Source organism: Clostridium grantii DSM 8605 (assembly GCF_900129965.1).
Taxonomy (GTDB): Bacteria; Bacillota; Clostridia; order Clostridiales; family Clostridiaceae; genus Clostridium_AF; species Clostridium_AF grantii.
Genome location: NZ_FQXM01000006.1, coordinates 180,847 through 207,009 on the forward strand (window position 1 = coordinate 180,847; position 26,163 = coordinate 207,009).

Here is a 26,163-nt window from a genome sequence, read left to right on the forward strand (position 1 = left end):
GTCTACCTCCTGTTTAATTCTTCCAAAGTTTCTTTAACAAACTCTATTGTAGAATTAGTATCTTCCGCCAAAAACCGGATATCACCTTCTGTGGCATAATCAACTTTTATAACTGCATTTTTAATATATGACTTCTTTAATTTATTCATATCCAAATCTACTGCTTTGATCAAACCTGGATTCTCTGGCAGAACAATATTTTGCCCACATATTTCATCTCTTGGGTCTCCAACTATGATAGCAACTCCCATTTCTTTTGCAAAGGAAAGCTGCGGCTGAAGATGTTTGCCTGCTCCTGTGTATTCAGTTTCCTGAACTAAAATGATTTTATCTTCATCCAGTTCCTGTGCCAAACTGAATGCAGCTGCTAAGGATACATTCCCAGCTGGACCTCTTTCTAGTCCTTCAATTTGTGCCAACGCTTCTGTTATATAGAATACCTCTCCTTGATTCACCGTTACATATCGATCCATATATCTAAGGGGGCGACCGGCAGAACGAGGAACATCCGAACGGTCAGGCAATGTTGAAAAAGGTACTCCAAATCCTGTATGTCCAGTTGTAAAGGATTTCTTATTGAACTGGTTATCACTAGCCATATGCAACCCTTTTAGGTTTACACTTGCTCCAATAACTTTTGTATCTGTAGCTCCTGCCTTTATTAAACCTCTTGCAGTTCCTGTCAAATTACCTCCACCAGCATTTGTACATACAACTACATCTGGATTTTTACCTTCTCGCTTCATAAATTGTTTGGATATTTCATAACCTAATGTTTCAACACCTGCTATACCAAAAGGAGAATATAAGGATGCGTTGAAATAACCAGTACTTTCTAGCAGTTTCAAAAACTCATAAAAAAGTTCTGGTCCCACAGTCAGTTGCACAACTTCTGCGCCATATGCCTCACATTTTCTCGCTTTTTCTATAATTTCAGGCTGACCTTTTCCTTGGGAATCATAGCATTCCTGCACTATGATACACTTTAGTCCATGCATGGCTGCCTGAGAAGCTACAGCTGCACCATAATTGCCGCTTGTAGCAGCAATAACCCCTTTATATCCAAGCTTCTTTGCGTGATATACACTTACTGCTGCACGTCGAGCCTTAAAGCTACCTGACGGATTTGTTGCCTCATCTTTAATGAATATTCTTGCACCTTTACCTTTTACAGAAAGTTTCCTAGCGATTTTTGTAAAATTTTTAAGTTCAATAATCGGTGTATTTCCTACAGAATTATCTCCTTGAATTCTTATCATTTCATCAAGACTATACCCTGCCTCTTTCATCATCTGTTCATAGTCAAATGCTATACTTCCGCTTTCAAAAACATCATAATCTATCCCGATAGCACTTTTCATTATTTGATTTTTTCTACTCATTACATCGTTATAGCTCATACTTTTTTTCAACTTAATCACCTAACATTTCTCTTAATTTTTTACCTATATATAAAGTTTCTGTAATGCATCTACCATAGTTAATTTCAAAACTAGGGTTAACCTCCACTAATTCTCCTGTTATATGTCTACCGATAATAGTCTCAACTTCCACCTTATTGCCAAGGGTTGCAGCATCATCAACTAAAAAACCTTTATCCCACATTTCTAGAGGGACTTTTTTTGTTTCCTCCGGAAGATTTGCACCTCGCTCTTCCGCCTTTAATACTATATTGTAAATCCTTACCCAGTCACCTTTTTTTGCCTTCATAATGCGCCTCCTAATCAATAAGATCTCTCATATCACCTAAAATTGCCCTTGGAACCGGTAGGTCGATCATTGTTTTTAATCCGGACTTTGCATTGATAACATGTGGAATCATATTTACACACATAGCAATTGTACCAATTCCTCCTTCAACTTCTGGAGTTATAGCCATATTTACTTGTGGATTACCTTTAATAGTTATATAATCTCCAGTATGTGTTCCTTCCATTTCAGGTTCAATTTGCTGTGGATGTATCATATCTATCTTAACTTCACCATCTATATAGCATTGCCCAGTCATATTGATTCCTGCAAGTGTTCCTGCTTTAGCAAACCCATATGGTGATTTTCTATTCACTGTTGTTGAAATTGGCTTCATTTGCTGTTCGAATTTTTCAATTTTCCAGCCTAGTGCATCAGAAATCATATTAACACTTTCTTTAAATCCTACATGTCCAGCCAACTCACCTTGTGCCTGTCTTTTATTGAATTCTTCTAATGTTATCCCTACACCCTGCTCTTCCATTACCGTTATACCAAATGGAGATAGACTGTTGACTCTTTTTGCCTCAATATATTCAACTGTTTCCATACAGCCTGTCAAGCACACAACAAGTAAATCCATTATCATTCCAGGGTTGATACCTGTCCCTAAAACTGTTACACCATTCACTTTTGCGATTTCATCTAATTCTTTAGCAAGTTCCGGCTCCTGTGCTTGAGGATAAGCCATTTCCTCCGCTGTAGTAATAACATTTATTTTCTTGTCCATGATTAGTTTTAATTTAGGAAAGGCACCTTTTGTAAAGGAATCTGTAGCCAAAAGACATAAATCCACCTTTTTATTGCTTAAAACCGTTTCAATATCACCGTTTATGATAATATCATTATATTTATCCACTTTTAGCACTTCTGCTACACTCTTTCCTATTCTATCAGGATGTACATCGCAAACACCAACGATATCAACACCTCTTTTTTGTAAAAGCATTTTTGCCATACCTGCACCCATTGCACCAAAACCCCAAATAGCTATTTTTATATTATCCATTGAACCTTCACCCCTCCATAAGTTATATAAAAAATTATTTTTTTTAACATTACCTGATATAAACTTTTTCTGCATAATCACTTGTCATCACAGATAAGATCCCGCCGTATTTCAATTTGAATTTTATTGTTTTTCCTACATTGTATTTATTCTTAGATTTACTAACATCTATAATCATATGGTCACTACTTCCACCTAGGACTTCTATATCCTTATCAAAAGGTACAAGGGCATCCAAACTAACATCTTGTTTTCCCACGGCACAAATAGCTCTGAGCATATTACCTTTATCCATGTAAACCGGCTTCTTGCCAAAAGCATCCACACCTGATTCTCCAATTGGTAAAGAAGGCTTGTTTTTTAGCTCAATAATCTCTGCCTCCAAAACAAAAACATCATCAAATGTTCCTGTTACCTTGTTACCAAATGCTGTTTCATTTCCACAAACAAATATTTCTCCAATCCTTAAATTGTTTATTTCAGTTGGTAACTCCTCATTATCCATTAAATAATAAGAACTAGAATTTCCCCCAGATACATATTGTAGTTTTATATTATATCTAATCTCAATATTATTCTTAATTTCTTTAAGTTTATGCATATGGCTTATTTTTGGGATGATAGCTCCAAAACAGCTTAGATTTGTACCTATCCCTATAATTTTAATCCCTTTTAAAAATAATAATTTTCCTACAGCAAAATATACTTCCTCTTCATCATAAAAGCCTTCTCTTAAATCACCCATATCAACCATAAGTATCACATTGTGTATTTTCCCTTGTTTTTCAGCTTCCTGTGAAATTAATTCCAATGTGCTGATTTCAGAGTTGAGGGATATGTCTGCATACTTGACTACATCTTCAATTTCGCTTTGCATTGGTAAACGTAGCAAAACTTTTTTTATATCAACGTCTTTAAGTTTTTTCAAATTTTCTATTCTAGAGTCAGCAATGGCACTTAGCCCTAAAGCTGCATATTCCTTTGCTATGACTTCATCACCACAAAAAACCTTACTTACCCCAAATATCTCTATTCCTTTTTTATCCGCTTTTTCTTTTACAATCTTTACATTATTACTAAATTTTTTTAAATCTATTAAAATTCGTGGATACATTTTTGTCTCCTCTATTTAATCTGAATATACATTTTTGTTTGAAAGAATACCCCCTCTTGGAGTATTCTTTCAAAACTAAATAATTTTTTTATAATAATTCTTGTGGGTCTTTATATTCCAAGTTCAGCTCTGATTTTAAATCATCTGCCACTGCTTTGTATGTTACATACCCTTTGTATGTATTCAATCCTTTCAACAGTAATGGATCATTCTTACATGCCTCAACAGGACCCTTCTCAACTATATTTATTAAATGTTTTAAAGTTGCACCATTTAGTGCAAAAGTAGACGTTCTTGGAACAGCTCCTGGCATATTAGCTACAGAATAATGAACCACACCATGTGATACATAATAAGGATTGTCATGAGTTGTTACTCTATCAATAGTTTCAACGCTACCTCCTTGGTCGATGGCAACATCTACAATTACACTACCCTCTTTCATACCTTTTACCATCTCTTCTGTTACAAGATTTGGAGCCTTGGCACCTGGAACAAGAACTGCACCAATAAATAAGTCAGTATTTTTAAGTGCTTCAGCTAAGCTTAAAGAATTTGAGTAGCAAGTATTAACTCTTCCGCCGAAAATATCATCTAAGTATGCAAGTCTCTTTGAATTAACATCAAAAATTGTTACATTAGCTCCCATACCTATAGCTATCTTAGCAGCATTGGTTCCAACTACACCTCCACCTAAGATTACAACCTTTGCAGGTGCAACACCTGGCACTCCTCCTAGTAGCATTCCACGACCTTTATTATATTTTTGTAATAAAGTGGCACCTACTTGTGTACTCATTCTTCCCGCAACTTCACTCATAGGAGTTAGAAGAGGCAAACTGCCATCTGCTGCTTCAACTGTTTCATATGCAATACCCATTATCTTTTTATCCAAAAGAGCTTTAGTTAAACTAGGGTTTGGAGCTAAGTGTAAATAAGTATACAAAACTTGTCCTTCTTTAAATAGTTCATATTCACACTCAAGAGGTTCTTTAACTTTTACTATAATATCTGCAATATCGAATACCTCTTTTGGAGTGTCCAGAATTCCGGCCCCTACAGCAATATATTCTTCGTTAGAGATACCACTACCAATACCAGCATTATTTTCAATATATACTTCATGCCCCCTTAAAACTAACTCTTGAACTGAAGCAGGTGTTAAAGCAACCCTGTTTTCGTTATTTTTAATTTCTTTTGGTACACCTATAATCATAATTATCCTCCTCAAAATAATAAATTTTTTATTTTATAACAATAAAATCGTTTTCAATTTCAATGATTTTATTGTTCTTTACATAAACCCTTGGTACTGAATAACCAGTTCTACAAACTATTTCATAGCTTATTGTCCCAGCTTTCGAAGCCACTTCGTCAATAGAAATGTAATTGTTTTCACTTTTACCAAAAATAATCACTTCATCTTCAATAGATACATCTTCCATATCAGTTACATCCACCATAAACATATTCATACAAATTCTACCCACAATTTTTCTTCGCTGATCATTTATGATAACCTCAGCATTATTACTTAAATTTCTAAATAATCCATCGCTATACCCCAGGTTAATTGTTGCAACTTTCATATCCTTTTCAGCAATAAAAGTATGTCCGTAACCGATTCCTTCACCTTTTTTTACACTGCCTATACTAGCAATATATGACTTGAATTCCATACACTCTTTGAGTTTGATGTACTCTTTACTCACTTTGTTTGAAGGATATAATCCATATAGCATTATTCCTTCTCGAACCATATCAAGGTGCATATGCCTAGAATCTATAATACCTCCACTGTTGCATACATGCTTTGTTCCAACGTTAACATCTTTGCTCTTAAGCATTGCTATTAGATTTCTGAATCTTTGAAATTGAATTTCTACTGCTGTTTTATCAGCACTATCGCTACTGTATAAATGAGTGAATATACCGCATATCTCCAGATTCTTAAACTTACTGATTTTTTCTATGGAAGCCGCATTATTGAAATCAAACCCCAGCCTGTTCATTCCTGTATTAACTTTTATGTGTACTTTTGTCTTTGAAATTTCATTTAACATTTCTGCTTCTTCTACAGTACTGATTGTTTGAATAAGATTATTCTCTGCAACTTTCTTAAGTAAGGTTCTTGGTGTATATCCCAGTATAATGATTTCTATGTCTTGAAAATTTTTTCGTAATCTAAGTGCTTCTATAATTGTGCTGACACATACAATCTTTACACCATTTTCAATCAAAGCCTGCACCACATTTTTTTCACCATGCCCATATGCATCTGATTTAACAACAGTAGTCACAACCACATCATTGGCAACCCATTTGCATACTTCTTTGTAATTATGAATTATATTATCAAGGTTAATACTTGCGTAGGTACCTTTTAATTTTTCCATATAAAACCCCCTTTTGATTCCAACAAAATACCGTGATGTTTTTAAGCATGTTATTCGAATTCATGAAGTTCTTTGATTCTTTTATGTCTTTAAATAAATGATACAACATACAATATACAGTTAAAACATTATAAAGTTTTATTATTATCTACTACTAAAGTTGCAATTTTCATTTTTATATCAATTAAAAAAGCCTACACTATTGTTTATGTGTAGACTTTTACCTGTTTCTTTATATAAGTTTTTATGGTGAAATCCTCCTACCAAAATTATTTATTATTAATCAAAACCAAACCAACCATACAACACACAACACCTAGAACTTGTTTCATAGAAAATGTTTCTTTATAAACAAAATATCCTAAAACAATCAAGGCTATACCTAGTAACATATTACTTACCAAAGAACCAAGACTTATGTTCCACCCTACGCGATACATCAATATATTCCCCAACTCCAATCCGACTATTCCAAAAGCGAATAAAAATGGCACCCAATTGATAAATTTCGCCTGATTCGGAACATCTGTAAAACCTGCCCCTGCTCTAAAGAAATAGATTACAAAAGAAATCACGGCTGAAATGATATACAGTAGCGATAAAAAGAAAAAAGAATCCATTTCTTTGGGAACACTTTTGGCACTAACATGATAAGTAATGTTTGCAAGTACAATAATTAATATTGGTAAATAATACAACATAATAATCCCCCCTAGTCTATTTTAGTTCAAATTCTTACTTAATTCAATTGAGTCTTTTCTTCAGCTTAAACAAAATAATACAGCATATTATATAAGGTTACACCATTATAAAGTTTTATGATTATATACTACTAAAGTTGCAATTTCTATTTTCATATCAATGAGGCCACCCGTAAAACTAAATTATTTACTTTATTCAAATTTAGTTTTGTTTCTTGCAATAGATTAATAATGCTGAGAGTGGACTCTTCTTTTGCATATTACTCTATGTTATAATAATTAATAAAAGGTTTTCAATCTCTTGTTTGATGAAAGGATGTGTATCTTGAAGGAATTTAACTATGGTCTTGTTATCATCAACGCTATTGCCAAAAAAATCAATACAATTGAACCTGAAACAGATGTTAGAGAAATATTTCTTAAAGAATTGTTAAGCTTGATGGATTATGATTTTGGTGTTTTTGATATATGTGATGTGCATAATGAAAAAATCTCCTTGGTTGAGCCGGTTGTAAAAAGTAAATATGACAGTGTTTTTGAGCGTTCATTCTTGTTTGATTACGATACTAAATTTGCAGGATTAAGCTATAGCCGTTGGATTCATAATGAAAAAAAAACCATGATTCTTAGAGATAGTGACCTACTTAATGAATGTATTCGTAAGGAATCAAGATATTATAAAGAATATATTAAAACTTATGGATTTGAGCATGTCCTTAATTGTGAATATGCAACTAATGGCTATAATATTGCTTCTCTTACGTTATATCGTAATCACAAAAAAGATGATTTTAAAGATAGCGACATCTATTATATGGAACTGCTTTCTACATGCATTATTTATGCTTTAAAAGGAATGGCTTTAATGGAACCAAATTCGGAAGATAATAATTTTTTAGACAAATATTCATTGACAAAACGAGAGAAAGAAGTGCTTAACTTTGTTTATGAAAGCAAAAGTAATAGAGAAATTGGTAATATATTATTCATTAGTGAAAACACAGTAAAAAAACATTTAAATAATATTTTTCAGAAAATGAATCTTAAAAGCAGACAGAAGTTGATTTCATATCTTCACTTAGAACAGTATCGGGAATATTGAAAAAAGAATTGAATTTATCCTGTTATATAGGGTTCCCATTGTGAAACTTAATTTATACTTGTTCCAAAAGCTAGACGCATCAACTAGTTTTGGACATGTATAAATTAATAGTTCAACTGGGAACCCTATATAGACAAACCATACGTAAACTTAATTTATACTTGTACTAAAAACTAGACGTATCAACTAGTTTTATAAATCTCCATGTTCCAAGGAATTTTGGACACGTATAAATTTATAGTTGAAGTGGTATGTCTATATAGTAGATTTTACGATAAAAGCTCATATCAAGAATCAGAAAGAAGTATAAACATAAAAAAGCCAGGCACTTCTAATCATTTTTAGACTAGAAATTCCTGGCTTAACATTCATTTTTTAAATTATATTCAATCTATTCCACCGTTACTGACTTAGCTAAATTTCTTGGTTTATCTACGTCACAACCTTTTTCAACTGCTACATAATATGCAAGTAATTGAAGTGGAATTACTGAAAGTACTGGTGCTAATATACTTCTTACTTTTGGTATATATATTGTAGTATCTACTGATTTTTGAATTTCTTCATAACCTTCTTTACTTATTGCAAGAACGTTAGCTCCTCTTGTAGTAACTTCTTTAATATTACTTACCATTTTTTCAAATAAAGCACTTTGAGTTGTTAAAGCTATAACAGCCGTTCCTTCTTCTATTAAAGCAATAGTTCCATGCTTTAATTCTCCACCAGCATAAGCTTCTGAGTGTATATAAGAAATTTCTTTTAATTTTAATGAAGCTTCCATAGCTATAGCAAAGTCTAATCCTCTCCCTAAGAAGAATACATCTTTGTGTTTTGCAACTTCTTTAGCAAACTCTTCTATTGCATCTGTATCACTTAACACTTCTGCAGTTTTTTCAGATAAATCTAATAATCCTGATTTAATCTTTTCTATTTCTTTTTCTCTAATACTTCCCTTTTGCTCAGCAAAATATAAAGCAATCATATATAGTGCAATAAGCATAGTAGTATAAGCTTTAGTAGAAGCAACTGCTATTTCTGGTCCAGCCCAAGTGTATAAAACATCTTCTGCTTCTCTTGCTACTGAACTTCCAACTACATTTGTTATAGCTAGAACTCTAGCATTCTTTGACTTTGCAAGTCTTACTGCAGCCATTGTATCTGCTGTTTCTCCAGATTGACTTATAACAATAAGAAGTGTTTTATCTGTTATGAAAGGATCTCTATATCTAAATTCAGAGGCAATATCAACTTCAACGGGTATTTTAGCCAAGCTTTCAATTACATACTTTCCAACCACACCTGCATTATAAGCTGTTCCGCAAGCTACGATATATATTTTATCAATATTTTCTAATTGTTCTTTAGTTATCTTTATACTATCTAGTTTAATAAGTTCCCCTTTTATAACTCTAGAAGTTAAAGTATCTTTAATTGCCTTTGGTTGTTCATATATTTCTTTTAACATGAAAGTATCATATCCACCTTTTTCAGCAGCATCAGCATTCCATGTTACATGGAAAACTTCTTTATCTATAACATCCATGTTCTCATCAAATAATTTTATACCATCTTTATCTATTAAAACAAATTCATTATCTTCAAGTAAATAAACATCTCTTGTATAATTTAAAACTGCAGGAATATCTGATGCTATAAAAGATTCTTTTTCGCCAATTCCAACTATTAATGGGCTATCTTTTCTTACCGCAATCATTTTATCTGGCTCATCTTTGCTAACTACGCCTAATGCATAGCTACCATGCATTTTCTCCACAGCTTTAATTACCGCTTCTAATAAATTTCCTTCATAATAGTAATCTACTAATTGAGGAATTACCTCTGTATCAGTTTCAGACTGAAATTTATATCCTTCAGAACTTAACCATTCTCTTAACACCATATAATTTTCAATAATTCCATTATGAACTACTGCAATTGTTCCTTTAGTGTTTGTATGAGGATGTGAGTTTCTATCAGATGGTTCTCCATGAGTAGCCCATCTTGTGTGCCCAATTCCTATTGAACCACTAACTGGATTGCTTTCTAATTGCTCTTCTAAATTAGCTAATCTTCCTTTTCTTTTTCTAACTGATAATTCACCTTCATTCATAATGGCAATACCAGCAGAATCGTATCCTCTATACTCAAGTTTAGAAAGTCCATCAATCAATACTTTTGTTGCATCTTTATTTCCTAAATATCCTACTATTCCACACATATTAAATTCTCCCTTTTAATTTTTATTTTTAAAAGGAAGCCTGTACTTGGATTCACACTCCATTGAATTTGTACAAAGAATCACTTCTTTGCTTTGCCAATGTTTATCGATAGTGTTATACCGTGGGGCATCCGCCGAAATTTCGATACTCCCCATCCTCGTCAAGTAGCACTTTACCCACTACTTCTGGCGCTAACTATAATATATTTAGTTTGTTTATATATGTTAAACCTCCTTTTTTACTTATATCTGAATTTATAATCTAGTACATGCTTCTTATAACTTATATATTATATTATACGTAAAAAACTGTCAATTGCTTATATTTTCTTTTATTTATTTTAAATTATAACAATTTCTTTATAAATCTAGTATTTTGAATGTACCTAGTTTTTTTAGCAAAGAAAAACATCTATATATTTTACAACTCCTTAATCTTTGGCAAGAAATTTCCGGAATATAAAAGGGCGGGCCTGGAAACCCGCCCCTACAATATTTGGGTACGTTTAAAATTTTATGGAAGGCTTTTTAATTAATTGCTTTTAATTCTATTAATTTAGCTAAATTCTTCGCTAACTGTTCTAGTTCATATTGATTTTCGCCTTCAAGCATTACTCTAACTAAAGGTTCTGTTCCTGATGGTCTTATAAGGACTCTTCCTTTACCTTCAAGTTTCTTTTCAATAATATTAATTTCACTAACAATATCTTTGTCTACTTCATGAATATTCTTTTTATCATTAGGAACAGTTGCATTAACTAAAACTTGAGGCAATTTTTTCATTATTGACGCTAATTCCGAAAACTTTTTACCGCTTTTTTTAATAACAGCCGCAATTTGTAGGCCAGTAACAAGTCCATCTCCAGTAGTATTATAATCTAGAAAAATAACATGTCCTGATTGCTCTCCACCTAATTTATAGCCTTTATCTATCATTTCTTCAAGAACATATCTATCCCCAACTTTTGTTTGAATAGTTTTTATATTCTCTTTATCTAATGCCATAAATAATCCCAAATTACTCATTACTGTCAAAACTATAACATCGTCTTTAAGTAATCCCTTATCCTTCATGTATTTACCACATATAGCCATGATATAATCACCATCTATAAGGTTACCTTTTTCATCTACAGCAAGGCATCTATCCGCATCTCCATCAAATGCAAGTCCTAAATGACATTTTTTACGAACGACGTAGTCCATTAATTCTTCTGGATGAGTTGAACCGCAATTTTTATTAATATTAACTCCATCTGGGTCATTATTTATTACAACTACTTCTGCTCCAAGTTGTCTAAAAGTATCAACTGCTGTTTGGTAAGAAGCTCCATTAGCGCAATCAAGTGCAATCTTTAAACCATTCAATTTAATATCAATAGTTGATTTAGCAAAATTAATATAATCTTCTATTGCAGATTCTTCCATTATTTTATTACCAACGGCTCCTCCAATAGGGTTAGGAACTCCTTTAAATCCATTTTCAATTATGGATTGAATTTTATCCTCTATTTCATCCTTTAATTTATATCCATTACCATCAAAGAATTTTATGCCGTTATATTCTACAGGATTATGTGATGCTGAAATCATTACCCCTGCATCTGCATTATATTCCCTAGTTAAATAAGCTATGGCTGGTGTAGGAATAATTCCTAAACATACTGCTTCTGCTCCTACTGAAAGAATTCCTGCAACTAGTGCTGATTCTAACATATCTCCTGATATTCTTGTATCCATACCTACTAAAATTTTTGGTTTATGTGTTCCTTCTGTCAACGCAAAAGCCCCTGCTCTTCCTAAACTATATGCAAGTTCTGGTGTCAATTCTACGTTAGCAATTCCTCTAACCCCATCTGTACCGAATAATCTTCCCATGAATTTACCTCTCTTTGTATAAATTTTACACAAGAAAATTATAATATACTTTTAAGTTTATAACAATGGTTAATTGGAAATTAAAAAACTCGGCTAACAAGCAGTTAAATGTTATTTTAAATTTACTATTTATTATATCTTCAATTCAATTCCGCTTTTCTCTTGTTCCATCATTATTTCAATTAAATCTACAATTTGAGCCCCTGCCTCTACAGCTGGTGTTCCATTTTTATGAATATTAGAAATTACCGTTCTTTGAGATTCTGGTTTAAGAGTACTTGCTTCAAAACCCATGTATGAACTCATACTTTCTCCCGTTGCAAGTCCTGGTCTTTCTCCAACAAGCAATATTGTAACCTTTGCATTTAAAGCTTCACTTATTCTATCCATAGTTGCTACTCTACCAAACTTCACAAATATTGGAGTTCCAAGTTTAAGTCCTTTAGCTTTTACTTCATCAACAATTATTGGATAAATATTACTTAAGTTTGCATTTATGGCATGAGCACTAAGTCCATCAGTAGCTATAATCTGAACATCCACATCATGTATGCACTTGTTTTTTATAACTTCTATAGTTTCCTCAGAAAACATTCTTCCTAAATCTGGTCTTGTAATGTACTGTTCTTTATCTTCTATAAGCGTTTGTACCTTAAAAAATTCTAATTCATCTATAACACTTTCATCAATAAAAGACCAAACCGCATCCATAGCAACAGCATGATCTGCTCTGAATTTTAAAAGAGTCTCAGTTTTATATCTATCTCCTGCTCTTCCTATACAGATTCTAGAATTAGTAGTCTTCTTTAATCTTCTACAAACTTCACTGTCATGGGGATTATCCACCAAAACTTTTTCTGTGTAGTCAATAAGTGATATATCCTCAATAAATTCTTTTTCCATAAAATCCACTCCTAAACTTGAAATAATGATGGATCTCCAGCTTTTTCTGTTAGTCTTCCATCCTTCATGATACCCAAAGATTCCATTCTTTTTTCAAATTCTCTTATTGGTCTCTTTCCAGTAACTTCCCTAATAGAAGCAATATCATGATATCCTGTACTTTGATACATAAGCATAACATCATCACCTCCTGGTATTCCCATAAAATAAGAACAGTCAGCAGCTGCTAGAAGTACAGCTAAATTTTCCAAATCATTTTGATCTGCTTTCATATGGTTTGTATAACATACATCAACGCCCATAGGAAGTCCCGATAATTTACCCATGAAGTGGTCTTCCAGCCCTGCTCTAATCATTTGTTTTCCATCGTAAAGATATTCTGGTCCTATAAATCCCACAACTGTATTAACTAAAAAGGGATTGTATCTTTTTGCAAAGCCATAACATCTAGCTTCCATAGTAAGTTGATCAGCTCCATTATGTCCTTCTGATGAAAGCTCTGATCCTTGTCCTGTTTCAAAATACATGAAATTATTACCTTTTGAACTTTTCTTCTCTTTCATTAATTCATAAGCTTCATCCATAAGTTTTACATTTATTCCAAAAGCATTATTTGATATTTGAGATCCTGCTATACTTTGAAACATCAAATCCATAGGAGTACCTCTTTTCAATGCTTCCATTTGATTAGTTACATGTCCAAGCACACAATTTTGTGTGGGAATATCCCACTTTATCATAAATTCTTTAAATCTCTTTAAAACTTCTGAAATATTATCTATAGTATCAATTACAGGATTTAATCCTATAACAGCATCCCCTACCCCATAGCTTATCCCTTCCATTACAGAGGCAATAATTCCTTCAATATTATCTGTAGTATGGTTTGGCTGAAGTCTTGAGGAAAAGGTACCCTTTTCCCCTATAGTAGTGTTGCACGTAGCAATATTAATTATTTTCTTAGCGCCATAAACTAAATCCATATTACTCATTAATTTAGTCACCGCTGCAACCATTTCAGAAGTTAATCCATTTCTTATTTTACTTATGTTTTCTCCACTAGATTTCAGTATAAACTCTCTAAATTCCCCAACAGTCATAGATTTTATTTTACTATATGCTTCTTTATCTACTGAATCTTGTATTACTCTAGTTACTTCATCCTCTTCATATGGAACTACTGGGTTATTTCTTAAATCTTCAAGAGTCATTTCTGACAAAACAACTTTAGCTGCAACTCTTTCCGCTGTATTTTCTGCTATTATACCTGCTAATGCATCTCCTGATTTTTCTTCATTTGCTTTAGCTAGCACTTCTTTTACCGTTTCAAATTCATATGTTTTATTAAAAAGTCTAGTTTTCAAAATCATTCAAATCACCTATTTTCCTTAATTCATTTCTTCGCTTAATTCAACTCTGCTTTTTATCTTTTCATTTATAAAATAATATACTGTTGCTAAAATGAAAGCTAATATTACCCATAATATAGTTCCTAAATTTGCCCAAGTAACTGCAACTAAAAATATGATTGCTGTACCTAAAGCAATTGCTGGCACTAAAGGAAAGATAACTTTGTATGGTCTATTCATTTCAGGCTCTTTCTTTCTTAAAACAAATAATGAAACCATACTTAAAATATATAAAGCAACTGCTCCAAAACTTGATATTACTATTATTATAGAAGTTGCTCCTGATATTACAAATACGAGTCCAATCAAACTAGGAATTATTATAGCTGGTATTGGTGTACCATTTTTATTTGTTTTTGATAAAAATTTAGGAAGATATCCTGCTCTAGACATTGCAAAAGCTTGTCTTGAATACCCAATTATTATTCCATGCAAACTAGCTATTGTTCCAAATAAACCCATAATACTTACTATCTTTGCTAAAATACTACCTTCTCCAAAAACATTTGCCATTGCTGTTGCTAAGGGTGAATCTGCTGAAGCTAATGTTTCCACTGGCGTAGTTCCTGCTGTTACAAAGAAAGTACATAAAGCTAATACAACAAGAGTTCCTATTGCAAGTATAAATCCTTTTGGAATGTCTTTTTTAGGATCTTTACATTCCTCTGCCGCCATAGCGCCTCCTTCAACTGCAAGGTAAAACCATATAGCAAACGGAATAGCTGCAAATATTCCACCTAATCCACCTTTAAAAATGTCGCCTCCAACTATATTATTAATATTCACATGAGAAATCCCGCTCCCTGTAAATATAATAAGACCTATAATTGCTACAATAGTAACAAACAATTCAACAAAAGCTGCTGTTTTAACTCCCAAACAATTTATAAAAACAAATAAGCTATAACATATAATTGCTGCAGTAACTGTATTAACTATTGGAAATAAAAAGTGTACGTATGCTCCTACCGCTAAAGCTATTGCTGGAGTAGCAAATAAAAATTCAACAAGGCAAGCAAATCCTGCTAAGAAACCACCATAATTCCCAATTGCTCGAGAAGCATATTCCGATGGTCCACCCGCATGTGGGATAGCCGTTGCAAGTTCTGCATAACTGAACATAAATGTAGCATAAAATATAGTTACGATTAAAGTAGCCACTATAAATCCTACAGGGCTTGTAAATTCTAGAGCATAGTTCCACCCAAAATACATACCTGAAATAACCATTCCAACGATTATTCCCCACAATTGAACCGGCTTTAATGTTTTGTTTAACTCATTACTCATAATAATTACCTCCTAATTTTTAAATATTAATGTTTTTATAACCACAGGAACTACATTTGATATAGACTTACCAATATCAACATAATCACCGTTATCAACTCTTATACCATCCACACAAATTATCTTCTTTTCATTTCCCAACAAATTGCCCATACTCTGACCTAAAGCTTTTGCAAAGTCATTTTCAACAACTACTATAATTGGTAATAAACTATCAGAAAATCCTTCTACAATACTCTTTGCCATTATTTTTATTTCTTGATAGGAAGGAGATTTAGGTCCCTTAAATGCAATTGCAATGGGTGTATCTTTGAAAAATTTAATTCCCTCATTTATAGCATTCTTCATATCATTAATACTTTCATGTTTATCATTAAAAAGTTTTACAATGGGAATATTTTTTATAGGCAATACTTCATCACAAAACACTATTGTGCTTCCACTTAATCTTACTGAACAGCTTCCTGCGCCTATTACAGTGGCTCTAATTTTTTCTTTAGGCTCCATTAACCATTTTTCATGTACTTGAAAATATTCCTTAATTGAGTCCCCTAAAAGAGGGCCAATATCTTTAAACTTTATAACCTCTTCTAAAGTTCTTACACTTTCATCATTAAAAACAAATTCAGACACTCCCCCTGAAAACATAAAAATCTCACCATTTAGAACTTTATTTTTATGTTCGATAAAAAGATTTTCCTTATCTTTTAATTGACATCCTTCATTAACTTTTATAAATATTTCAACAAATTTTTCTGTAAGTAATTTTAAATCTTCAAATCTTGGTTTTATACCAACATGTAAATCTAATTTCATACTATTTATAAGGTCTTTTATCTTTTCCGAAATATACGATATTTTATTGTTTTCATCAAAACGTATTAGTCTTCCCCCTATATCTAATGCAAAAGAATCTACAACCTCACCATCCCAAAACATTGCAACATTTGTGGTTCCTCCACCCACATCAAAATTAACTACTTTTGATGTGAACTTCTTAGAAATTTTACCAGCTCCTGCCCCATACCCTGCAAGAACTGCTTCTAAATCTGCTCCTGCCGTTGCTACTACAAAGTCCCCCGCAAAATTTGATAAAATCTTTAAAACGCTCTCTGCATTCTCTTTTCTTGCAGTCTCGCCAGTTATTATAATTGCTCCAGTTGCTATATTTTCTTTTTCTATACCTGCTTTTTTGTACTCTTTTGTGATGATTTTTTTTAGTTCTTTTAAGTCAATCTCTTCTTTAGATAGTAAAGGTGTAAAATATATGTCTCCTCTATAAATTATTTTTTTACCTGTGATTTTAACTTCTGGAATCAAAAAAGAAGAAGCTTTGTTCTCAACTATTAATTCACTAAATACGACTTGTGTAGTAGTGGTACCAATATCTATACCCACACTAATAATTTTATTTCCCATTTCCCTTTTTATCATCTCCAATGCAAAACTAAATTTCTTAAATTTAAAATATAACAAAAAAGAGCCTCACACTTAAATGTTAAATACATCTAAATATGAAAGCTCCGTTGCTTTTCAAAGTTATTATTTAAATTTTTTAAAATATATGAGTTCACTAGATTATAAAATAAATGCGCCTTTGCATTTGCTATCTAACTTAAGTAGAGTTTAACACAAGTTTTTAAAAAAGTAAAGATTTTTTTGATAAATTAATAAAATAACCCCAGCTTTATTGTTAATTTTCAAAATTAAATACAGCTTTTGTGCCATTTTTATCAGATGCTATATTTATAACCCCATTTAATTTATCTTTCACAATGCTTTTTACTATGTTTAATCCTAAACTTTCATTCTTAACCAAATTCACGTCAAATCCTGTACCACTATCAATGATGCATATTGTAGAATACATGTCCCCTTTTTTAATTTTTATTTCTATAAAGCCTTCGACCTCATTATTAAAGGCATGCTTTAGTGAATTTTGTATAAGCTCATTTAATACAATAGCTATTGATGTAGCCTTGTCCGAGTTTACATAAAAACTGTCACCTAAAAGTTCTACTTTTATACTATTATTATAGTTCACATTATTGTTTATAGCGTTATCCTTTATCATTGACAATATACTTTTTATATCAATATCATCCACACCATTTTGAGCTAAAACTTCATGTATTGTTGCTATACTTAAAATTCTACTTATACTCTCATAATAAGAGTTCTTAACTTCTAAACTATTTGTTCTTCTGGATTGTAACCTAAGAATACTAGCTATAGTTTGAAGGTTATTTTTCACCCTATGGTGTATTTCTCTTATTGCAACTGCCTTTAAAATAATTTCTTTTTCCTTTTCTTTTATATATGTTATATCTTTAATTAACATTATAACGCCATATATATCACTTGTTTTTTGAGTTACCCCATATTTTATCTGCAAAGATAAACGACTCACATTTGTATCATAGGCAATTGGTTTTCTTTCTTCTACTATTTGATTAAAATCCGCTTCATTTAATGCTAAATTTTCAAATTTCATTCCTATTATTTTATCTTTATATCCCAGTTTACTGTACAATTCTTCTGCATTATAATTTGCATACATACAAATTCCATTTTCATCAAAAATTACAATACCATCATTTATTAAATTATAGGCTACATTATTTTCGTTCTCTCCATCTCTCAAATTTAATAAAGTTTGAGTAAGCTGTTCTGTTGTCTCGTATAAAATTTCCATGTTCCTGCTTTGGTTAACATCTTCACTTATATCCTTTTCCATTATCAATACCCCAATAATTTTCCCCTCATTATTCTTTATTGGTTCCGTATCTTGTTTTGCCATGATATTTTCTTGGGTGGTAGCTTTCAAATCCGTTGTACCCATTCCTATTTCAAGAGTTCTAAGTACAGCTGGTTCATTTTTTCTTAAAGCTAATTCCCCTACCACCGAGTTCTTATATAAGGATGCTGAGTTACAAGGTTTAGCTTCCGCAACTACAATTGCTGTATCTGGCTCTTTTGCTAAACAATCAATAAATATATCCTTTCTCACCAAATTGGACATAATAGAGATAGATTGTTCTAATTGTTCTAATATACTAATATCTTCTTCTGATAAGTTTGTATGTTCCCTGCATAATTTTCTTAACATTTTTTTACCTCAATTTTTATAAATATTTTTATTTCCCCTTAAATTTTATTTCATCATAATACTTAAGCAATTCACTACAGGTTTCAAGAATAGAACACTGTTTATCCATACTTAATTTCCTTATTTTTTTATATGCTTCTTCCTCAGTTAAAGAGTATTTTTCCATATACATTTCTTTAGCTTTGTGAATTATCTTAACCTCTGACACCTGCTCTTTAGCTCTTATAAATTCCTCTTTAATCCGTTTTATTTCCTTGCTCTTTGCTATAGCTATTTCAATTTGTGGAATAAGTTTCTGTTCATCTATGGGTTTTACGATATATCCAATAACTCCTATTTCTTTAACTTCTTCTATGAATTCTTTACCGCTATACGCAGTAACCATTATAACCGAATCCACTAAGCCTTCCTTAACTATTAAATTTGCTGCTTGTATACCATTTAATTTCGGCATTTTTATATCCATAAGAACTAAATCTGGCTTATATCTTCTACATAGTTCTACAGCTTGAATACCATTTGAAGCTTCTCCTACAACATCATATCCATAAGAAATCAGAATTTCACAAATATCCATTCTAGTAATAGGCTCATCCTCTGCTACAACTATTTTGATTTTCATAGCACACATCCTTTCTTATACAAAACACTGGTTTTTTCTAATTATATTTATATTTTATTCTAACATAAAATATTAGCTTTTATTACTATTTTTTAATGATTATATAAAATAAGTATTGATATATGTGTATAATGTCAATAAATAGATATATTATTTATCAATTTGTTATTTTGTTGAACATTCAAGCAAGTACCTAATACGTACTAAAAAAAGTCACTGTTTCAGAATTTTCTCTGCCACAGTAACTTTTTCTGTTTTTATACAAAACAAAATTGTTTTTTACTCCCTCATACTTTTACCGCATAGAAAACATTGTTTTAAATGACTTGGATTATTCCTTTTATCAAAAATTATAAGGGTCAGTTTCCACGTCGCCCCGCCTTACATAAATAAATGTGATTATTTTAACAGAAAACACCAAATATTTTTTTACTCTTTCCATTAACTTTTACTATTCTTTCTTCAATTTCTTCAACCAAGGCTTTAATCTTTTTCGTTTATATTTGGGACTTTTAGAATCAAGAAATAATTTCTTTTTCTTAAAACAAAGGTCTTCTATACACATATCTAATTTATCTTTTTTAGCAGCATGAACAGCTTCTGAAATTCCTTGTTTAAGCATACTTTCTATTTGGTTTGTAGTTTTGTTGTATAATTCATATTTAATTCTAGTCTCTTTTATTGGGTTTCCATATCTGTCACCTCTACATAAACTAAAGAAATTTACATTAAAATCTATGCCTATGGCTCCTTTTTCAATAGATGTTATTATATCTTCATCAGGTACTTCTACAGAGGTTAATTTATTTCTAATAGTTTTTTATGAAGTTTTTCTTTTTTAACAATAAGTTTTTCTAAAAACTTTTCTTGTTTTTCAACTTTACTTTCAAGACTAGATAATTCATCTTTTTTAAGCTCACAAATAGAAGCAATTTTTCCTTCTATTTGACTGCAAGTAGAGTTAAATTGACTTGCTGTAATACCATATTTTCTGCAGTATTTGGATACTATTCTTTTTATTTATCTAATGTAAATCTTTTGAAAGAAAAAACCTCAATTATAATAGTTTGACCTATTATAATTGAGGTTTTTTCTTCTACCCAAAATTAATCATTTATTTAGCGTATTCTGCGCCTTTAGCAATAGCCTTTTGATTTACTTCAAAGAAATTAGCTTTTCCATGGTCTCTTAAAGAGGCCACAATGCTTTCTAGTGAAACTATACCTGTCTTAGCCACATATGCTCCTAAAAGTACCATATTCGCAATTCTTTTATTTCCTATTTTTTCCGCTTCACTTTGAGCTGGAATAGCTATAACTGTTATATCATCTCTTTCTGGAATTATATTAATCAAATCACTATCCATAATTAATAATCCACCTGGTTTAATCATAGGTTCAAATTTATCTAAAGAAGGTCTATTCATAACTATAGCAGAATCTAATTGAGTAACAACTGGTGAACCAACTAAATCATCTGATATTACCACAGAACAGTTAGCTGTTCCCCCTCTCATTTCTGGTCCATAAGAGGGTAGCCATGAAACATTTTTGTCTGAATCCATTCCAGCATAAGCTAAGAATTTACCCATGGAAAGTATTCCTTGTCCTCCAAACCCTGCAAAAATTATTTGTTGTTCAGCCATAATACTATTCCACCTCCTTAGTAGTGTCTTTAATAACACCTAAAGGATAATAAGGAATCATATTATCTCTTAACCAATCCATTGATTCAACAGGAGATAATCCCCAGTTAGTAGGACAAATTGATAATACCTCTATTAATGAATAACCTTTTCCATCTAATTGAGCTTGGAATGCTTTCTTTATAGCTTTTTTAGCTTTATTAATATTTGGAACAGTGTCTACAGAAACTCTTTCTACATAACATGAACCATCTAAAGTTGAAATCATCTCAGATACTTTTATTGGATGTCCTTGAGTTTTTACATCTCTTCCATAAGGTGATGTTTCTGTAATTTGACCTGGCAATGTAGTTGGAGCCATTTGTCCCCCTGTCATACCATAAATACAATTATTAACAAAAATAGTTGTAATAAGCTCGCCTCTAGCCGCTGCATGAACTGCTTCTGCAGTACCTATGGCCGCTAAATCTCCATCTCCTTGATAAGTAAATACAACTTTATCTGGAAGAGCTCTTTTTATACCTGTAGCAACAGCTGGTGCTCTACCATGAGCTGCTTCTGACATATCACAAGCAAAATAATCATAGCATAAAACTGAACATCCTACTGGGGCTACTCCTATAGTTTTATCTAAAATTTTAAGTTCATCTATTACTTCAGCTACTAATCTATGGATAGTTCCATGAGTACATCCTGGACAGTAGTGAGTTGGTACGTCTAATAAAGCTTCTGGTTTTTGGAATACTACAGCCATTATTTAGCACCCCCTATAATCTCTTTTACTTTTTCTAATATATCTTCTGGGTGAGGAACCATACCACCTGATCTTCCATAAAAATTCACTGGCTTTCTTCCTTCAACACACAATCTAACATCTTCCACCATTTGACCACAGCTCATTTCTACTGATAAATATCCATGATTTGTTTTATCTATAGTTTTCTCAAAAGCTTCTGCGGGGAATGGCCATAAAGTTATAGGTCTTACAACCCCTACTTTTATTCCTTCTGCTTCTGCAAGTCTTACTACATTTTTGCATATTCTTGATGTAGTTCCATAAGCTACCATGACTAAATCATTTTCTCTATCACAACTAAATAATTCATATTTAACTTCATTTTCTTTTATTGCTTTAAATTTTTCTTGAAGTTTAATATTATGATCTTCTAATTGCTCTGGTTTTAAGAATAAAGAGTTTATAACATTGTGTTTCTTTCTTCCATTAAGTCCTGAAGATGCCCAAGGTTTATCTGGAAGCTCTCTTTTAACTCTTTCTTTAAATTCAACCGGCTCCATCATTTGGCCAAGCATTCCATCTCCCATTATCATACAAGGAGTTCTATAAATATCTGCTACATCAAAAGCTTCTTGAATCAAATCTACCATTTCTTGAATGGATGCTGGTGCAAAAACTGGCATATTAAAATCCCCATGTGCTCCTCCTTTTGTAGCTTGGAAATAATCTGATTGAGCTGGTTGAATACTTCCTAGTCCTGGTCCACCTCTAACAATATTAACAATAACACAAGGTAACTCTGCTCCCGCAATATATGAAATCCCTTCTGCTTTTAAACTAATTCCTGGACTTGAAGAGGATGTCATAACTCTAACCCCAGCCCCCGCTGCTCCATAAACCATATTAATAGCTGAAACTTCACTTTCTGCTTGTAAAAATACTCTTCCTATTTTAGTCATTTTTCTTGATAAATATGCTGCCACCTCAGTTTGAGGAGTAATTGGATAACCAAAGAAACATTGACAATTTGCTCTTATAGCTGCTTCGCCAATAGCTTCATTTCCTTTCATAAGAACCTTTTCACTCATATATTTGCTCCCCCTTTATTATTTTTCAACGGTTATAACACAATCCGGACAAATTTTGCCACAAGAAGCACATCCTATGCACTCTTTCATTTTATCTTCTGTTACTGTAGCTGGATGATATCCTTTTAAGTTAAAACCTTCTGAAAATGTGATGATTTTTTTAGGACAAGCTACTATACAATGTCCACAACCCTTACACCTATCCTCTTTAAAAGTTACTCTTGCCATATTACCCCTCCTTAAATTATTGTTATATTTATTCCCAAGGTTTTTTCATAAAAATATCTACTGCATATATTTCCCCTTGAATTTTATCTTTAACATCATTTACTAAATCTTTTCTAACTACTGTATATTTATAAGGTAACCCAATTTCCTTAGATAAATCTGAAACTATTTTGTCCCCTTTTATAATATGTTGTGGTAAAGTTTCATAAGACAAATTTGTATTTGAAATCAAACTTGTTACTTTTAATCTAGAGGCTCTTTCAATTTCATTTAAATATTCTTGAACTCCCTGTGCATCTGAAGTTTCTGGTCTATTATTATTTATAACAAAGTACATCTCATAATCCTCATTTTTTAGGAACCTATTATATTGTCCTAAAACCACTGAACCCACATCATCTCCGCCTACGTCAATAATAACTTCATAAGATTTATCGTTGAAAATCGCATTAATCTCTCCAGTTACAACCATCAATTCAACGTTTACATACTCAGGGTTTGAACTTATAAGCCTTATCCCTTTTTCCTGAAACAATTTATTTAATTCTCGAACACAAAAATATGGATTTACTATGTCAAGATCTACAATTGCAACTTTTTTGCCACTAGCGGCTAAATTCAATGCGGTATTTATGGCAATTTCCGTTTTACCGCTGCCAAAGTGACCTGTAAAAATTTTTATTCTGCTCACTTAATCACCTGGTTTCTTTAAATATTTTGCTATCAATTAACGTTTACATTACTATTTTACAACTTTTTTGCTATAAAATAAAGAGTTTTTTTGCTATTTTTGAATATTTAATCAACTTTTTTTTATTTTTTTGCTTTTTTGAATTCAATAAAATCACATAAAAAAAAGCCTTGATAAGATTATTCTATATCTTATCAAGGCTGGAAGACTTATTTTGGCGGGAATATGTGGGAATCGAACCCACCCAGGATGCTATTAACACCCCAACACAGTTTTGAAGACTGGCAGGCACACCAGAACCTATCTACTCCCTTAAGCAACTACATTTTATAATACACTTAAACATTTGTCAATATTCCCTCTAAAATCATATCAGTTTTCGTATATTTTCATCTCTTTTTGTCACTTTTACTTCATCCAAATGTTCTAGAAACGCCATAGAATATTGTCTTGATGTATTTAATTCTTCTTTTGCATGGGATAAAGTAATCTGTCCATGTTCTTTTATAAAATTAATAATTTTATCTTTTGCTAATTCATAATTTTCTTTAGAAAATATTATATCTTGAGATATTTTTATTAATTCACCAGTCTTAATAAGTAATTCAAATACCTTTTTATATTCTAAATCATCTTCCTTTCCTTCCGTTATTGCTTTGAATTTTGGGGGTGAAAATTTACCCTCTTTTATTTTACTAAGCAACTCATTTTTTATCCTAATCTGTTTTTCATTAAAAGTTATTTCAAAACCTATTTTGGAAATATAATTACCTTTAACTTCTAGCATTTCATTGTTTACTAGTAATTGTAACACTTCATTATATAATTTGCTTTTTAATGATTTAGAGAATATTTTAGTTTTAAATTCTTCTTTTGATATTCCTTCTTCAAGTGGATATTTCCTATGATAATCCTTTAATATTTTATTAATATCATCTTCTAATCCTCTAAAATATCTTACATGTATATAATTTGATTTTCCGCTTTGTTCTAATTTATAAATCCTTGCTTTATTTTCAAGCTCAATTAAAACCTCTTCTATGTTCTCAATATTTCTACCAATTTTCTTTGTGATTTCATCTTTACTCGGAAAATTAGGGCTCAACTCCTCTATTATATGCCCAATAATCTCCTCTACGCTTCCTTCACCCTTTGTTTTTAAGTTATCAATATATGTTTTATTAAATCGCTTTGCTTTTTCTGCTTTAGGGTCAATTATAGTTCCTCCTCCAATTGTATACATTGGAGAATAGTTTCTTATAATAAATTTATCTCCCATTTGAAGTGCCGCCATTTTTTCTAGCTTAATTTGAACAAAAGCTGATTCTCCCGGTTTTAATTCTTCTTTTTCTAAAAGAACTATTCTTCCTATTATTTCAGAGCTTCCAGAGTAAAATCTAACCCTTTGTCTATTCTTAAGTGCTGTTTTTACACTTTTTAAATACATTAATTTGGAGTCCATTATATATGATGGTTCCATTACATTAGGTATGGATACTATATCCCCTCTTTGAATATCTTCTTTTTTTACATTCATTAAATTAATTGCACAACGTTGCGCTGCTTCCGCTTTTTCCGCTGTTTCTCCATGTATTTGTATCCCTCTTACTTTTGTTTTTATTCCACTGGGGTAAATCATTAATTCATCATTAATTTTAATGGTTCCACTTAAAACAGTACCTGTTACTACCGTTCCAAAACCTGAAACAGAAAAAATTCTATCAATAGGAAGTCTAAAATGTCCATATTTATCTTTTTCTTTTGTTTCATCTACAATCTTATCTAAGAAGTTTATCAAATTATCTAATCCTTCTTTATTTTTAGAAGAAACAGGAATTATTGGTGCATTTTTTAAAAAAGTATCCTTAGTAGCTTCTTTAACATCATTTTCAATCATAGTAAGCCATTCATCATCAACTAAGTCCTTTTTAGTAATTACGATTATTCCTTTTTTTACTCCTAAAAGCTGAAGTATTTCTAGATGCTCTTTTGTCTGAGGCATTATTCCTTCGTCAGCTGCAACAACTAATGCAACAATATCAATACCCATAGCTCCTGCAAGCATATTTTTTATAAATTTTTCATGTCCAGGTACATCAATTATTCCAGCTCTCTTACCTGAAGGAAGGTCAAAATAAGTAAATCCTAAATTTATAGAAATACCTCTTTTTTTCTCTTCTGCTAAAGTATCTGTTTCTCTTCCTGTTAAAGCTTTTATAAGTTGAGTTTTACCATGATCTATATGTCCAGCAGTTCCTATAATTATATGCTTCAT

At 31.7% G+C, this 26,163-nt stretch carries 23 protein-coding genes and 1 tRNA gene; 1 reads left to right on the forward strand and 23 read right to left on the reverse strand.

Annotation, left to right across the window (positions count from 1 at the left end; genetic code table 11):
- Positions 1-2: 2 nt before the first annotated feature.
- From ortB to BUB83_RS07125, 7 genes are all read right to left on the reverse strand, one after another.
- Positions 3-1,421 (reverse strand): 2-amino-4-oxopentanoate thiolase subunit OrtB, encoded by a 1,419-nt coding sequence (gene ortB, locus BUB83_RS07095; RefSeq protein ID WP_479723230.1) that lies wholly within the window; start codon positions 1,419-1,421, stop codon positions 3-5.
- Positions 1,414-1,710 (reverse strand): 2-amino-4-oxopentanoate thiolase subunit OrtA, encoded by a 297-nt coding sequence (gene ortA / locus BUB83_RS07100; protein WP_073337748.1) that lies wholly within the window; start codon positions 1,708-1,710, stop codon positions 1,414-1,416. The genes ortB and ortA overlap by 8 nt, the downstream gene beginning before the upstream one ends.
- A gap of 10 nt (positions 1,711-1,720) precedes the next feature.
- Positions 1,721-2,758, reverse strand: a complete 1,038-nt coding sequence (gene ord / locus BUB83_RS07105) for a 2,4-diaminopentanoate dehydrogenase (protein WP_073337839.1) — start codon at positions 2,756-2,758, stop codon at positions 1,721-1,723.
- 49 nt (positions 2,759-2,807) lie between these two features.
- The gene (gene orr, locus BUB83_RS07110) at positions 2,808-3,872 is read right to left on the reverse strand and encodes an ornithine racemase Orr (RefSeq protein ID WP_073337749.1); all 1,065 of its coding nucleotides are present in this window, start codon (positions 3,870-3,872) and stop codon (positions 2,808-2,810) included.
- A gap of 88 nt (positions 3,873-3,960) precedes the next feature.
- On the reverse strand, positions 3,961-5,088 hold the full coding sequence (gene ald, locus BUB83_RS07115; protein WP_073337750.1) for an alanine dehydrogenase: 1,128 nt from the start codon (positions 5,086-5,088) through the stop codon (positions 3,961-3,963).
- Positions 5,089-5,116: 28 nt separating this feature from the next.
- Complete coding sequence (gene alr / locus BUB83_RS07120; RefSeq protein ID WP_073337751.1) at positions 5,117-6,268, reverse strand: alanine racemase; 1,152 nt, start codon at positions 6,266-6,268, stop codon at positions 5,117-5,119.
- 269 nt (positions 6,269-6,537) lie between these two features.
- Complete coding sequence (locus tag BUB83_RS07125; RefSeq protein ID WP_084133447.1) at positions 6,538-6,969, reverse strand: EamA family transporter; 432 nt, start codon at positions 6,967-6,969, stop codon at positions 6,538-6,540.
- A 325-nt stretch (positions 6,970-7,294) separates the two neighbouring features.
- On the opposite strand from BUB83_RS07125, the gene BUB83_RS07130 reads away from it, so the two are divergent.
- Positions 7,295-8,071 (forward strand): helix-turn-helix domain-containing protein, encoded by a 777-nt coding sequence (locus tag BUB83_RS07130; RefSeq protein WP_073337753.1) that lies wholly within the window; start codon positions 7,295-7,297, stop codon positions 8,069-8,071.
- A gap of 391 nt (positions 8,072-8,462) precedes the next feature.
- Here the strand turns inward: BUB83_RS07130 and glmS are convergent, their stop codons facing one another.
- The 16 genes from glmS to selB form a co-directional block, all read right to left on the reverse strand.
- Entirely contained in the window at positions 8,463-10,289 is a 1,827-nt protein-coding gene (glmS, locus tag BUB83_RS07135; RefSeq protein ID WP_073337754.1) for a glutamine--fructose-6-phosphate transaminase (isomerizing), read from the reverse strand.
- 528 nt (positions 10,290-10,817) lie between these two features.
- A complete protein-coding gene (gene glmM, locus BUB83_RS07140) occupies positions 10,818-12,167 on the reverse strand; it encodes a phosphoglucosamine mutase (RefSeq protein WP_073337755.1) in 1,350 nt (449 codons plus the stop codon).
- A 132-nt stretch (positions 12,168-12,299) separates the two neighbouring features.
- A complete protein-coding gene (gene eutC / locus BUB83_RS07145; protein ID WP_073337756.1) occupies positions 12,300-13,070 on the reverse strand; it encodes an ethanolamine ammonia-lyase subunit EutC in 771 nt (256 codons plus the stop codon).
- A gap of 11 nt (positions 13,071-13,081) precedes the next feature.
- A complete protein-coding gene (locus BUB83_RS07150; RefSeq protein WP_073337757.1) occupies positions 13,082-14,440 on the reverse strand; it encodes an ethanolamine ammonia-lyase subunit EutB in 1,359 nt (452 codons plus the stop codon).
- An 18-nt stretch (positions 14,441-14,458) separates the two neighbouring features.
- Positions 14,459-15,769, reverse strand: coding sequence for an ethanolamine permease (gene eat / locus BUB83_RS07155; RefSeq protein WP_073337758.1), 1,311 nt, complete (start codon positions 15,767-15,769; stop codon positions 14,459-14,461).
- 12 nt (positions 15,770-15,781) lie between these two features.
- The gene (locus tag BUB83_RS07160; protein WP_073337840.1) at positions 15,782-17,188 is read right to left on the reverse strand and encodes an ethanolamine ammonia-lyase reactivating factor EutA; all 1,407 of its coding nucleotides are present in this window, start codon (positions 17,186-17,188) and stop codon (positions 15,782-15,784) included.
- Positions 17,189-17,462: 274 nt separating this feature from the next.
- Positions 17,463-18,878, reverse strand: coding sequence for a sensor histidine kinase (locus tag BUB83_RS07165; RefSeq protein ID WP_073337759.1), 1,416 nt, complete (start codon positions 18,876-18,878; stop codon positions 17,463-17,465).
- 28 nt (positions 18,879-18,906) lie between these two features.
- Positions 18,907-19,500 carry an ANTAR domain-containing response regulator gene (locus BUB83_RS07170; protein ID WP_073337760.1) on the reverse strand — a complete coding sequence of 198 codons (594 nt, stop codon included), beginning with the start codon at positions 19,498-19,500 and terminating at the stop codon, positions 18,907-18,909.
- Between the two features lie 451 nt (positions 19,501-19,951).
- A complete protein-coding gene (locus BUB83_RS21875; RefSeq protein WP_159434057.1) occupies positions 19,952-20,122 on the reverse strand; it encodes a hypothetical protein in 171 nt (56 codons plus the stop codon).
- Between the two features lie 492 nt (positions 20,123-20,614).
- Positions 20,615-21,145: a 2-oxoacid:acceptor oxidoreductase family protein gene (locus tag BUB83_RS07175; protein WP_073337761.1), complete on the reverse strand. Its 531-nt coding sequence runs from the start codon at positions 21,143-21,145 to the stop codon at positions 20,615-20,617.
- A gap of 4 nt (positions 21,146-21,149) precedes the next feature.
- On the reverse strand, positions 21,150-21,899 hold the full coding sequence (locus tag BUB83_RS07180) for a thiamine pyrophosphate-dependent enzyme (RefSeq protein WP_073337762.1): 750 nt from the start codon (positions 21,897-21,899) through the stop codon (positions 21,150-21,152).
- Positions 21,899-22,969 carry a 3-methyl-2-oxobutanoate dehydrogenase subunit VorB gene (locus tag BUB83_RS07185; protein ID WP_073337763.1) on the reverse strand — a complete coding sequence of 357 codons (1,071 nt, stop codon included), beginning with the start codon at positions 22,967-22,969 and terminating at the stop codon, positions 21,899-21,901. Before BUB83_RS07185 ends, BUB83_RS07180 begins: the two co-directional genes overlap by 1 nt.
- Before the next feature lie 18 nt (positions 22,970-22,987).
- A complete protein-coding gene (locus tag BUB83_RS07190) occupies positions 22,988-23,197 on the reverse strand; it encodes a 4Fe-4S dicluster domain-containing protein (RefSeq protein ID WP_073337764.1) in 210 nt (69 codons plus the stop codon).
- A 28-nt stretch (positions 23,198-23,225) separates the two neighbouring features.
- Entirely contained in the window at positions 23,226-23,888 is a 663-nt protein-coding gene (locus BUB83_RS07195; RefSeq protein WP_073337765.1) for a nucleotide-binding protein, read from the reverse strand.
- A 215-nt stretch (positions 23,889-24,103) separates the two neighbouring features.
- Positions 24,104-24,200 (reverse strand) — tRNA-Sec (locus BUB83_RS21880).
- 55 nt (positions 24,201-24,255) lie between these two features.
- Positions 24,256-26,163 (reverse strand): selenocysteine-specific translation elongation factor, encoded by a 1,908-nt coding sequence (gene selB, locus BUB83_RS07200; RefSeq protein WP_073337766.1) that lies wholly within the window; start codon positions 26,161-26,163, stop codon positions 24,256-24,258.

Excerpts from the sequence above, each read along its gene's own strand:
- ortA (WP_073337748.1), bottom strand. The coding sequence starts at position 1,710 with ATGAAGGCAAAAAAAGGTGACTGGGTAAGGATTTACAATATAGTATTA.
- ord (WP_073337839.1), bottom strand. The coding sequence starts at position 2,758 with ATGGATAATATAAAAATAGCTATTTGGGGTTTTGGTGCAATGGGTGCA.
- orr (WP_073337749.1), bottom strand. The coding sequence starts at position 3,872 with ATGTATCCACGAATTTTAATAGATTTAAAAAAATTTAGTAATAATGTA.
- ald (WP_073337750.1), bottom strand. The coding sequence starts at position 5,088 with ATGATTATAGGTGTACCAAAAGAAATTAAAAATAACGAAAACAGGGTT.
- alr (WP_073337751.1), bottom strand. The coding sequence starts at position 6,268 with ATGGAAAAATTAAAAGGTACCTACGCAAGTATTAACCTTGATAATATA.
- BUB83_RS07125 (WP_084133447.1), bottom strand. The coding sequence starts at position 6,969 with ATGTTGTATTATTTACCAATATTAATTATTGTACTTGCAAACATTACT.
- glmS (WP_073337754.1), bottom strand. The coding sequence starts at position 10,289 with ATGTGTGGAATAGTAGGATATTTAGGAAATAAAGATGCAACAAAAGTA.
- glmM (WP_073337755.1), bottom strand. The coding sequence starts at position 12,167 with ATGGGAAGATTATTCGGTACAGATGGGGTTAGAGGAATTGCTAACGTA.
- eutC (WP_073337756.1), bottom strand. The coding sequence starts at position 13,070 with ATGGAAAAAGAATTTATTGAGGATATATCACTTATTGACTACACAGAA.
- BUB83_RS07150 (WP_073337757.1), bottom strand. The coding sequence starts at position 14,440 with ATGATTTTGAAAACTAGACTTTTTAATAAAACATATGAATTTGAAACG.
- eat (WP_073337758.1), bottom strand. The coding sequence starts at position 15,769 with ATGAGTAATGAGTTAAACAAAACATTAAAGCCGGTTCAATTGTGGGGA.
- BUB83_RS07160 (WP_073337840.1), bottom strand. The coding sequence starts at position 17,188 with ATGGGAAATAAAATTATTAGTGTGGGTATAGATATTGGTACCACTACT.
- BUB83_RS07165 (WP_073337759.1), bottom strand. The coding sequence starts at position 18,878 with ATGTTAAGAAAATTATGCAGGGAACATACAAACTTATCAGAAGAAGAT.
- BUB83_RS07170 (WP_073337760.1), bottom strand. The coding sequence starts at position 19,500 with ATGAAAATCAAAATAGTTGTAGCAGAGGATGAGCCTATTACTAGAATG.
- BUB83_RS21875 (WP_159434057.1), bottom strand. The coding sequence starts at position 20,122 with ATGCTTAAACAAGGAATTTCAGAAGCTGTTCATGCTGCTAAAAAAGAT.
- BUB83_RS07175 (WP_073337761.1), bottom strand. The coding sequence starts at position 21,145 with ATGGCTGAACAACAAATAATTTTTGCAGGGTTTGGAGGACAAGGAATA.
- BUB83_RS07180 (WP_073337762.1), bottom strand. The coding sequence starts at position 21,899 with ATGGCTGTAGTATTCCAAAAACCAGAAGCTTTATTAGACGTACCAACT.
- BUB83_RS07185 (WP_073337763.1), bottom strand. The coding sequence starts at position 22,969 with ATGAGTGAAAAGGTTCTTATGAAAGGAAATGAAGCTATTGGCGAAGCA.
- BUB83_RS07190 (WP_073337764.1), bottom strand. The coding sequence starts at position 23,197 with ATGGCAAGAGTAACTTTTAAAGAGGATAGGTGTAAGGGTTGTGGACAT.
- selB (WP_073337766.1), bottom strand. The coding sequence starts at position 26,163 with ATGAAGCATATAATTATAGGAACTGCTGGACATATAGATCATGGTAAA.